The sequence below is a fragment of the Desulfosporosinus sp. Tol-M2 genome (assembly GCF_059735615.1).
This window is the reverse complement of sequence record NZ_JCAIJG010000170.1, coordinates 1-9,892: the sequence shown is the minus strand read 5'-3', so window position 1 is coordinate 9,892 and position 9,892 is coordinate 1. Positions and strand designations below refer to the sequence as shown.

The 9,892-nt window shown below is 46.3% G+C and carries 7 protein-coding genes; all 7 read right to left on the bottom strand.

Going from position 1 to position 9,892, the window contains the following annotated elements:
* Window positions 1–345: 345 nt before the first annotated feature.
* From AC6I5A_RS12710 to AC6I5A_RS12680, 7 genes are read right to left on the bottom strand one after another with little or no spacing between them, the layout of a single operon-like run.
* The gene (locus AC6I5A_RS12710; RefSeq protein ID WP_034616633.1) at window positions 346–765 is read right to left on the bottom strand and encodes a very short patch repair endonuclease; all 420 of its coding nucleotides are present in this window, start codon (window positions 763–765) and stop codon (window positions 346–348) included.
* Window positions 766–800: 35 nt separating this feature from the next.
* Window positions 801–3,458: a DEAD/DEAH box helicase family protein gene (locus AC6I5A_RS12705; protein WP_497900744.1), complete on the bottom strand. Its 2,658-nt coding sequence runs from the start codon at window positions 3,456–3,458 to the stop codon at window positions 801–803.
* A complete protein-coding gene (locus AC6I5A_RS12700) occupies window positions 3,458–5,362 on the bottom strand; it encodes a DNA methyltransferase (protein WP_034616630.1) in 1,905 nt (634 codons plus the stop codon). The genes AC6I5A_RS12705 and AC6I5A_RS12700 overlap by 1 nt, the downstream gene beginning before the upstream one ends.
* Window positions 5,355–6,524: a DNA cytosine methyltransferase gene (locus tag AC6I5A_RS12695; protein WP_034616627.1), complete on the bottom strand. Its 1,170-nt coding sequence runs from the start codon at window positions 6,522–6,524 to the stop codon at window positions 5,355–5,357. The genes AC6I5A_RS12700 and AC6I5A_RS12695 overlap by 8 nt, the downstream gene beginning before the upstream one ends.
* On the bottom strand, window positions 6,521–6,901 hold the full coding sequence (locus AC6I5A_RS12690) for a hypothetical protein (RefSeq protein ID WP_497900743.1): 381 nt from the start codon (window positions 6,899–6,901) through the stop codon (window positions 6,521–6,523). Before AC6I5A_RS12690 ends, AC6I5A_RS12695 begins: the two co-directional genes overlap by 4 nt.
* Complete coding sequence (locus tag AC6I5A_RS12685) at window positions 6,885–9,428, bottom strand: UvrD-helicase domain-containing protein (protein ID WP_052168086.1); 2,544 nt, start codon at window positions 9,426–9,428, stop codon at window positions 6,885–6,887. Before AC6I5A_RS12685 ends, AC6I5A_RS12690 begins: the two co-directional genes overlap by 17 nt.
* Window positions 9,429–9,480: 52 nt before the next feature.
* Window positions 9,481–9,696, bottom strand: a complete 216-nt coding sequence (locus AC6I5A_RS12680) for a helix-turn-helix domain-containing protein (protein ID WP_034616624.1) — start codon at window positions 9,694–9,696, stop codon at window positions 9,481–9,483.
* Window positions 9,697–9,892: the final 196 nt, after the last annotated feature.

The following is a 9,892-nucleotide window of genomic DNA, read 5'->3' as shown; positions in this document are numbered from 1 at the left end:
CAAATCCCCTCGCCTCCACCAGGAAATCAACCAGACATTCATACAATGTCTGGTTTATTTTTTTAATTATTCGATTGCGGAAAAGCTTATAGTACAAGGAAAAGCAAGACAGGTGGGTTCGAGATGCCCACACTGCCTTGCTTTTTTAACTTTCTTATACTGCTGTCACACAATAGCCTAAAAGAGCTGTTTGCACCCACCTTTAGCTGTAACCAAGGAAAATTAAAAGGTTAAGAGAAAAATTAAATAGTATGATACATGTTCAAACCATGATGTTAATTATATATTAGGCTAGCCTTGCGTAGCCATATGTTTACTCCCGTGCTTCTTTTCACTTATTGTCGTCTACGCGCCACAGTCTTTAAGCACACTTAGTTTTTTAATAAGTGCTGCTCGGTTTTTCTTTTTTAACTCGCACTCCCAGATGCGGAGAACTGTCCAACCTCTGTTCTCAAAGATCATCGTTATAGTTTTATCCCGCTCAACGTTAGCACTGATTTTCTTCGACCAGAAATCTTCGTTGTCTTTTGGCTTCGTATTCCGGCAATCGTGACCGTGCCAGAAACACCCGTCTACAAATACGGCAATTCTTTCTTTGAGGAAAACAAAGTCAGGGTGTCCTTTGACCGGGTATCCTCGTCGCCAACCGTTTAGGCCTTGCTCACGAAAGATAGCGATAAGTGCCAACTCGGTGGATTTATTGCCTTTTCCTTTAATATTCCGCATCATGGCGGAGCGCTTTTCTTTATCATACACGTCCGCCATATGTCACACCTCGCTTTCGTGTCGTGTACTAGTAGCTATTCGTCTCCCTGGCCATACGGTACGAGAGTTTCTGCGACTTTCAGAGTATCGCCGTATGAAGGCAGAACCTTTTCGAAAGTTTTCGTGAATTCACTCATCCTGTTCTGCTGATTGTAGAATGGGAAGCCCCATACGTAATATTTGTTGTCGTCTGCAAATGTTTTTTTCGGAATCCCGCGACTCTCAATCTGCAAGAGGAAGTCCTCTTTCCATTTATCTTGTGCTATTAGGTGATTGCCTTTCGGCTCAACGAAAATTTGGTACTGCTCAGACGCAGTACTATTTCGACGGCGTAGGAACATCAAATAGTCTGGCTCGAAACGCTCGCCGCCGTCAAAGGAATATAGAACAAGCTGTCTTTCATTTCGTACAAGATAGACCGTTTCGTATTCCCTTTTTAAGGCCTCCACATAAGAGGCAAAGTACGCCACAAACGCTTTCTCCTCGGTTGTGCCAAAGTTATCGTTGAATATAAACCAATCGGCAACGCCAAGGTTGATTTTCCATTCGGGGCGGATGGACGGGGCATTTTGCGAGATGCCTTCGCCCTCTCCGTGTGGGTCTGTGATGTGCAGCGTCTTGCTGCGGAAAACCTCGCTAAATTTTTTATCTCTGAAATCCGTCGTCCCTTCGTAGGTTTCCTTGATGGCTGAAATCTCGCCACCAATTTTCGTCAGGACATACATACAGGCTTCGAAGAAGGTTTCGGGCGCAGGTATTTCGTCACGGCTTTCGATTAGCATTTTCACACCACCGAGATACGCGTTATCTGTGATAAACTCCCTGAGAGATCTCAGGTTCGGGAAGTAGCCGCGCAGAACGTTGAATTTAAACACGTCGATACGACGGAGCGCGCTATGAACAATCGAGTAGTTATAGGCGGCTACCTTTCTAATCGTCGTTCTGTGCTGAAACGTCTTAACGGTAGTGTTTGAATGCACGTTCATCATCATAGTGTCCATCGCTGTCTTGCCCGTGTTTACGGTTATTGTGTATTCCTTATCGCGGACGGATGGCAGCAACTCCACAATATCTTTGCGACTTTTGACCTCGCGTTTGTTTAGAAACACGATGCCTGTTTTATAAAGGTCGTCCTGCTTGAAGGATTCTTTCAGGATGTAATGAACCTCGGTCTGGCTCTCTGGCATGATGCCCGTGGCAATCAATGCCTTATTCAACTCGTCGATGTAACGGCTGTCGTACTGGCAGTGATAGTATAGCTCCTCACAGACACGAAGCGGGTTGTCTACATCTCCGTCATACTTGCGCTTATATTTCTCGTCGTCCTCATCGATGATGAATGGGCAGTACCGTGCGCCTCTCCCGATTAGCTGCGCCTCAGCGATGGTGCTTGCACCGGGTTTACCCTTGGAAGCATCGCGGGTTTCGTAAAGTCGCACGATGTCAAAGAGGTTCAGGACATCCCAACCCTCGTCCAATTTCTTGACCTCGAAAATAGCCCTATATGGATTGTCGCGGCTTTCGAGGGAGTTAAGCAGAATCTGTCGCTCGTTTGCCTCCTTGTCATCGTTGACCGAGATACAGTGGTCGGGATTAAATTCCTCGCGCAATTCCTGCGCCAACTCTTCGAAGTCGATACTCTTGGAAGCGTAGTAGTTCGCCATACGCATGACCTCCGCAAGCGGTGAAGCTGAAACAATGCGTTCCAAGGTCGTGCCGGTGAGCGCACGAATCATTTTGTAAAAAGTCTGTTCAAACTCTTTGCTCTCGGCAATTGTTTTCGCCTTAAATAGCACCACAGGTTTAATGTAGAGTCGATGGTCTTGGAACACCTTCAAACGGTATTGGCTGAACATCAATGCCGTCAGCATACGGTCCGTGTAGCCAATGTCAGCCCGAATTGCCCGTACTTGCTTCGAATACTTCTCCTCGCGGAATTTGCGGAGCGGGTAATCGAATATGATCTTGTTCTCATACTCGCTCATAATGAACGGGTTTTGCAAGTCACAGGTGGCCGTGAATTCAAGCAGTAGGTTATTGCGGTTTGTTTCGAAAATACGGCGAACCGTCGTTTCCCAACTCTGACGTAAGGACTCCTCGGCAGCATCCACTTTACCACGTCGTGTATCTACGTTGAGATGGTGCGCTTCGTCGGCAATCAAGACAGTCTTAGAATCGGCGAAGTCATCAAATGACGGCGAGTTTTCTTTCGGAAACCACATATCCGAGTGAAGCCCTTGCGTGGTCGTAAAGCAGATGTTGATGGCATCCGGGCTTGCGCCTTGGAAATTGCTCACCTCATTGACGTTGACCGTTTCGCCATCAATAATAATTTGCTCCGCAAACAGATATTTTGCCGAAGCCGTGTTTAAAAAGTTGTCTTTCGTTTTCTTGACGATGTTGTCAAGGTTTACAAAAAAGAGGAAATTGCGGTATCCCCGCCGATATAAGTATACAATTAGTCCCGCCATGATGAGCGTCTTGCCACTACCGGTAGCCATATGGAACAATACCTGCGTCGGATTCGGGCATTTGTCGCTCTCATAAAACGTGATAAAATTGCGGAAAGCATCGCTCTGATAAGGACGCAGCTCGAACGTTGGATTGAGGTTGTCGGGAATAAGGTCCGGCAATTCCTTATAGGCGATCGGCGTAAAGTCGTGGATGGAGTCTATCTGCTGAAAAAGGAACATCACTTGTCCTCCAATCCGTAGAAGCTGCGAGAGAAAGCCTTGTCCGCATCGCTTATAGCGTATTCCTCATCATCAAGGTCGCAGAGATTAATGTATAGCATATTCTTGTCGAGCAGCTCCAAGATGAAGAGCTTCTTGTTCTCAGTGGACAGTGATTCGAAGTCCACTGCGGCTCCAGAAATCTTTGCGGGGTTCACCTTGCTGCTGATGAAGCCTGTGTTGAGGACGCGCTCAAGTAGGGCGGTCAGGTCGGCATCGGTTTTTGCCGCCGTGACATCCTCAACGTATCTATAATTACATTTGGCGAGCTCGGTGTAAACGATGCTCGCTTCAGGAGCAATCGACTTCATAACTGCCACATTCCTTGGCAGGGTGTCTTGCTCGATGTAGTCCATCTGCTCAACCAATATGAAACGCCTATGTCCGCCATCCTGTTTGTTTATCTCCATAACGGCGTGACCAGTAGTTCCGCTACCACCAAAAAAGTCAAGAATAATCGCGTCTTTGTCATTTTCGACAACGGCATTTACGCAATCAATAACATTGTAAATGGATTTCGGATAGGTAAATTTCGTATTAGGCAAAATACTTTTCAATAGCTGTGTCCCATTTAAGCTTGCATCGTATTTCCTGTCTGTCCAAACTGTCTTGTATGTCCCAAAATCTTTCCCTATTTCAATACCAAGCCCGTCTGTAGTTTCTTTGATGCGTAAAACATTTATTATACTTTCAACAGTTTGCCTTGCATAACGCCATTTACGCTCAACACCATTATTGTCTATTGGATAAACATAAATTTGATTTCCATGTTTTTCATTCTGATTCGGGTGCTCATCATCTGCACAAACATCTCCAAAGCCCACAACTTTACTATTTTCAACAATTATCGGATAAAAGCAATTCCTTGCATCCGTACGCAACGATTCTCCACCTCTATCACGAAGTTGACGCCAATCAATTTCCTCTTTTTCTATTTTTCTATTTCCAATGGTTTTTTTGCCTTTAGGTGTAACAAAAATAGCGTATTCATGTGTATATGAAAAATTCGTTCCAATTGCCCCACGAGCATTATGAACAACAGTAATGCAGTCAACATCACTATTGGGAAATGTTTCCTCAATCAAAATTTGCAGGCGAGGTTGCTCGTTTTTATCAATAGCTACAATAAGAACACCGTCATTTTTAAGCAACCGTTTGGCAATTTCTAAACGGTTTTTCATAAATACCAGCCATGTAGAGCGGTTAAACGTGTTGTTGTATGCAAATGTATTCGCCTGACTAGACGGATTGTACGGTGGGTCGATGTAGATACACTTAATCTTGCCTTCATACCGCTTTAAAAGTGAGGCGATGGCAAGAAGGTTATTCCCTTTAATGATGAGGTTGTCTCTACCATCGAATGCCGCACGTTCCTCGATGCCGTCTGCGGTATAGCGCCGTGCACCGACCAGCACCTTTGGGTAGAGCAGTCTGTCCACCTCGTCTGGGGCGAGGGTAGCATTATAGAAAACTTCGTCGTGCTTTTGGTCATCCTTCGTTTGTCCACCCTCAAGGACGCAATCCTTGTAGGGAAACGAAAGCACCACATCGTTCGACGCAGAAACAAGGTCACCGTGAGAGTCAACCAAGCCAATACGATTCTTGAAGCGCGTGTAGCTATCGGGCAGAAATTGGCGATTGTTTACCACCCATCCAAAACCAACTTTGTCGAAGACGAAGATGCCGTTTACCTCCGCAAAGAAGCGCTTTTTTGTGTCGTCGTTGCTAAGAAGCAAACCGATAAGCCCAGCATCCATATTCATGGCGGATTCATAAACCTTGTTGCGGAGCAGTGTTCCATCTTCCGTAAAGAAACGCTCATCTGTTTTAAGAACTTCCAATAGTATTTCAAAAAAGTTAGCCATGTTTTTCCTTGCTCCTTTTTGCCTTGATGATATACATTGCCTGTTTCAGCACAGTTCCGCTCGCCTTCACGAGATCAATTGGTACTGCGTTGCCAATTTGCAAAGCCGCCGCCGTCAGCGAATCGCTGAATACGAAATTGTCCGGGAATGTTTGCAAACGCGCCGCTTCCCGAACTGAAATTGCTCTGTCTTGTTCATAATGCCCGTAACGCCCTTTCGAATAACACAGGCAACCTCCCGTCATTGTCGGAGAAGGCTTATCGGCGTCCATTATGCCATAAACGTCCTTATGCCCGGAGAAGACGTTGCCCTCGGCGTCTTTCTTCTTATGGCACTTCAAAATCAAGTTATCCGGTAATCCATCGCGAGAACCACCGTTGGCACGGATAGCTCGAATGCGCCGAATATTAATATCGTCCAGATTTGCGCACTTATGATTGTGTATTCGCCCTTCGGGGTCTTCGTATGATTCGCCCGCTCCAATTGCCGGCAAGTCTCCAATGGCTTCGCGTACCGTTCGCCAAGGCGGCAGACCGTCGCCCGCTTTTCCGGAGTGCGTTGCTTTGGGGAGTCCAAATTCGAACCCGCTTTCGATCAATTCATTATGGATGTCAATACGAACCGCATGAAGCACAAAACGCTTGCGAATTTGCGGAACCCCGTAGTCGGCGGAATTTAGAATATCGTCCACCACCACATACTTCTTTCTCAGGCGAGTGAGAAATTCATCGAGTATTTCCTTGTTGCTGTCCGTTTTAATGCCGGGTACGTTTTCCATCAGGATAAACGGCGGCTCCAACTCTTCGATAATTCGTAAAAACTCGAACAGCAACTTTTTGCGCTCCTCTAAGGGCTTTTTTGTATTGTTCGGGTTTTGCCGTGAAAAATTCTGGCACGGCGGACAACCTGCGAAGAGGTAAATATCATCTTTCTTTATTCCGGCGGCTTCCAGAATAGCGTTGCCCCTTATTTTGCAGATGTCACCGTTTTCTGTTCCCCTCAGCACGTTTACATGCGCAAGCGGGAGATATCCAAGGTAGGTATCCACAGCGTTATCTTCAATTTCAACGGCGGCTTTCACCTTGAATCCAGCGGAGGTCAGACCGCAGGACACACCGCCGCAACCTGAAAATATATCTATTGCTTCAAACTTAAACCTCATACACCACCGCCTCCGTCGTTGCTTTCAAAAGCGGCTATTGTTTTTAACCCCGCAGGAGTGTTGATTTGCGGGGGTTGTGTTTCGTTTTTGAACGCCTGCCTCTTCTGCGCGCACATTGCTTTAAAATCGCAATTTCCGCAGTTTTGCGGGCAGGCTCGCATTGGGAAATCGCCGTCGAGAATTCCTCTGACGGCCCATTCGATTACGCCGATGGCGCTATCCACAGACTCTGTATCCACGGGGACAGAGGTCCTGCGGTTGTCTTTCAGCGTATGGATATACCCTGTTTCCACGTTCTTACCGATGACCTCTTTCGCCGCTTGGGAGTATAATTGTACCTGGATGGACATATCGCGCCAATCATAGGAGGGCGACATCCTCCGGAGTTTCCATCGACTTAAAGTCGATAACGTCCGCCGTGACAATTCCACGCTGTGGGTCTTCCAGTAATAAGAGGTCTATCGCGCCCGTTATAAGAGCGTCTTTAACCGAAATTTCAAACCGCGCCTCGTCCTGCCGCAGGCGACCGAAGTCGGCGGAGTACCGTTGCGAGTATTCCGTCAAGATTCTCTGTACAAGAGTCTTTGCCCGCTCATACGAGCCGGGACGGTTTATAGGGTCGTTACTTGGAAAAACGTGCTTCAGCATAAAGGTGGACTCTACAATTTCCGCTACTTCCTCCGCAGAAGGTGCTCTGTCCTTGAACCGCTGATGCAGACGTTCCAAAATAGTATGACTCGTTTTGCCGAAACCGAAAAGTTCAGGAACAGCAGCGTTGTAGCCCATTATCGTGGCGAGTTTGTAGGAGTAGGGGCAGGTCAAATAACTCTTTACCGAGGAGTAATCCGTCGGAAATTCACTCTCGTCAAAGCGCGGCTGCGGCTCGATTTCCTCGGCGAGCGCATCAAGTGTTTTATCATCTTCGCGTAACATTGAATGCGTAAAGTCCGCGATAAACGCCGAGCGCTTACATGCTCGTTTCAAATCAGGGTGATGCGTACTGCCCGAAAGGTAAAGACACCTCTCGGCACGAGTGATCGCCGTGTAAAATAAGCGTGCTTCGTCCTCGAGCCTCGTACCGTAGGCTCCGCGGTCAATGGCCGCAAGCATAAGGTCATGCGGAAGTTTACCGTTGTAGGTGGCATTCCTGTGCGGAAAACGGCTCGCTATTAAATCGACGACAAAGACCACAGGATATTCAAGCCCTTTAACTTTATGTATCGTGGAAATGTCCACCGCATTTTCTTTCACGAGGTAATCAATCGACTCCAACTCATAGCTGTTCATAGCAATATTGGAGATAAAGTTTAGCATTTCCGCATACCTATATGAGGAATCGATACTGGTATATGTTTTCTCGACATCAAGGATGATTTTGCTAAAAAGGCCAAGGTCGCGCAATGCGGTTTCGTCCTCAAAATCACGAACGTTAAAAACGTCGACAAGATCGTGCAGAAACTCCTGTGGGTAAACCTTGCGGCGAGCTGAGGATGTCGAGGCATGGATGTTTTGATGCCACTTGTTTAGCACCGCGATAAACTTGCTCTCATTGGCGTGTGGAAATATTGGCAGTATGGTTTTGTCAAAAAAGTCCAATGCCGCCTCTCGCGGTATGCCTGCCTCACGAAGTAATTCCATTGATTGTTGAACACAAATTGCATATGGCCGGTCAAAGATGCCCCCTTCGCCAGTCGTTTTAAACGGGATACCATGCCGTATTAGTGCCTCGGCAAATTGCTTGTCCCTATTATCTCCATTGCTGTTATGTATCGACCTCAGTAAAATAGCGAAGTCGCCGTATGTAAGACCGCGGCACTTTTCCGAACCGTCAGGGTTGATGCCTTCCACATATTTCGTTCCAATGAGACTCTCAATACGTTGTGCTACCCACTCAGCCTCCTCTTCGCGGTCGTCGAACCATAGTTTACGCAAATCCTGGATATTGCCGTCGGAATGCGATTTGATTTCCTTGCCTAGGCGTACAAGACTTATGGTGCGCTGAACAAAGTTATTCGCACCGTCGACGATAGCGGCCGTGCTTCTGAAATTTACTAAAAGGCGATGGACGGCGACATCTGAATAGCGTTTACTGAACGTCAGGATGTTCTGTACATTTGCGCCTCGCCAACCATAAATGGACTGGTCATCGTCGCCCACCACAAGAAGCATATCGAGGTGGCTCGCCAACGTCTTAATAAAGTCCTCTTGAATAGGGTTGATGTCCTGGTACTCATCGACAAGGAGGTATTTGAATTTTGCGATATAGGAATTCGCCTTGTCAGTTATCTTCTTTAACTCATGTACACCGAGTCGAATGGCGAATGAAAAATCCATATAGCCGTCGCGGTCAAGGACTTCTCCCAGCTTTGTCAGACGCTTAAACAGCGTAGCATCGTACTGCTCGATATCTGCCAAGTCAATGTTCTCGTTGTTCATCGTCTGCCAAGCGTCGGCAATCGGAAGAATATTCTCTTTGAAGTAGCGCCCTTCACCATGTTTCAGCCCGATTTGATGGAAGCGGGACATTAAGAAGAGAATGAGCCCGTTTCTATCTAGGATGTCGTACTGCCGATATTTGGCGTTGATGTCTCCGAGTAGCTTTTGGCAAAAAGAATCCAATGTTCCAATAAACATCGCACCGATAAAATTTTCGGACAACCCAAAATTTCGCAGAGCCTCGGCGACTCTACGTTTAATGGACTCAGCAGCCTTCTCAGTAAAGGTGAAGGCGACGATGGATTCTGGTGTCTCTCCTTTGGACACCAAGTAGGCAATTTTATAAGCTAGTGTACGAGACTTCCCAGAACCGGCGCAAGCCAAACATAGAATGTGCTGAGACTCGTCCACTACGGCATTATATTGATCGACGGTTAGATTTGAACGTAGAATTTCCTCAATGGTCATATATGCTCCTTTCTTGACTTTTAAAGCATCGATTATCTCTTGAAACGATTTTTTACTTGGTCGGCTCGTCTGGTAATACTTCCATAATCTCTGAGATGTCGCAATCGAGTGTCTTGCATATTTTCACAAGCACATCCGTAGTGACATTTTGTCCTTTCCCAAGTTTGGCGATCGTATTTGAACTGAGGCCGCACTTTTTCCTGAACGTTTCCTTTGTCATTTGTTTACTCAATAAAATGTGCCATAGTTTCTCATAGCTCACACGCATTTTTTATCTCCTTGCTATTTGTTTAGAACTAAAAAAACTAAATGTCTTCCGTGTTATAAATGTCATTCAAGAATCCGTATCTACCGACATTACGATTTCTTGAAAACTCAACCACATGGATGCCTTTTTCTTCATTTTCTTGGGGAATAAAAGGCACACGCTTTTTTTGCTCTATGATTATTACCTGTCGCTCAAG

Excerpts from the sequence above, each read along its gene's own strand:
- AC6I5A_RS12710 (WP_034616633.1), bottom strand. The coding sequence starts at position 765 with ATGGCGGACGTGTATGATAAAGAAAAGCGCTCCGCCATGATGCGGAAT.
- AC6I5A_RS12705 (WP_497900744.1), bottom strand. The coding sequence starts at position 3,458 with ATGTTCCTTTTTCAGCAGATAGACTCCATCCACGACTTTACGCCGATC.
- AC6I5A_RS12700 (WP_034616630.1), bottom strand. The coding sequence starts at position 5,362 with ATGGCTAACTTTTTTGAAATACTATTGGAAGTTCTTAAAACAGATGAG.
- AC6I5A_RS12695 (WP_034616627.1), bottom strand. The coding sequence starts at position 6,524 with ATGAGGTTTAAGTTTGAAGCAATAGATATATTTTCAGGTTGCGGCGGT.
- AC6I5A_RS12690 (WP_497900743.1), bottom strand. The coding sequence starts at position 6,901 with ATGTCGCCCTCCTATGATTGGCGCGATATGTCCATCCAGGTACAATTA.
- AC6I5A_RS12685 (WP_052168086.1), bottom strand. The coding sequence starts at position 9,428 with ATGACCATTGAGGAAATTCTACGTTCAAATCTAACCGTCGATCAATAT.
- AC6I5A_RS12680 (WP_034616624.1), bottom strand. The coding sequence starts at position 9,696 with ATGCGTGTGAGCTATGAGAAACTATGGCACATTTTATTGAGTAAACAA.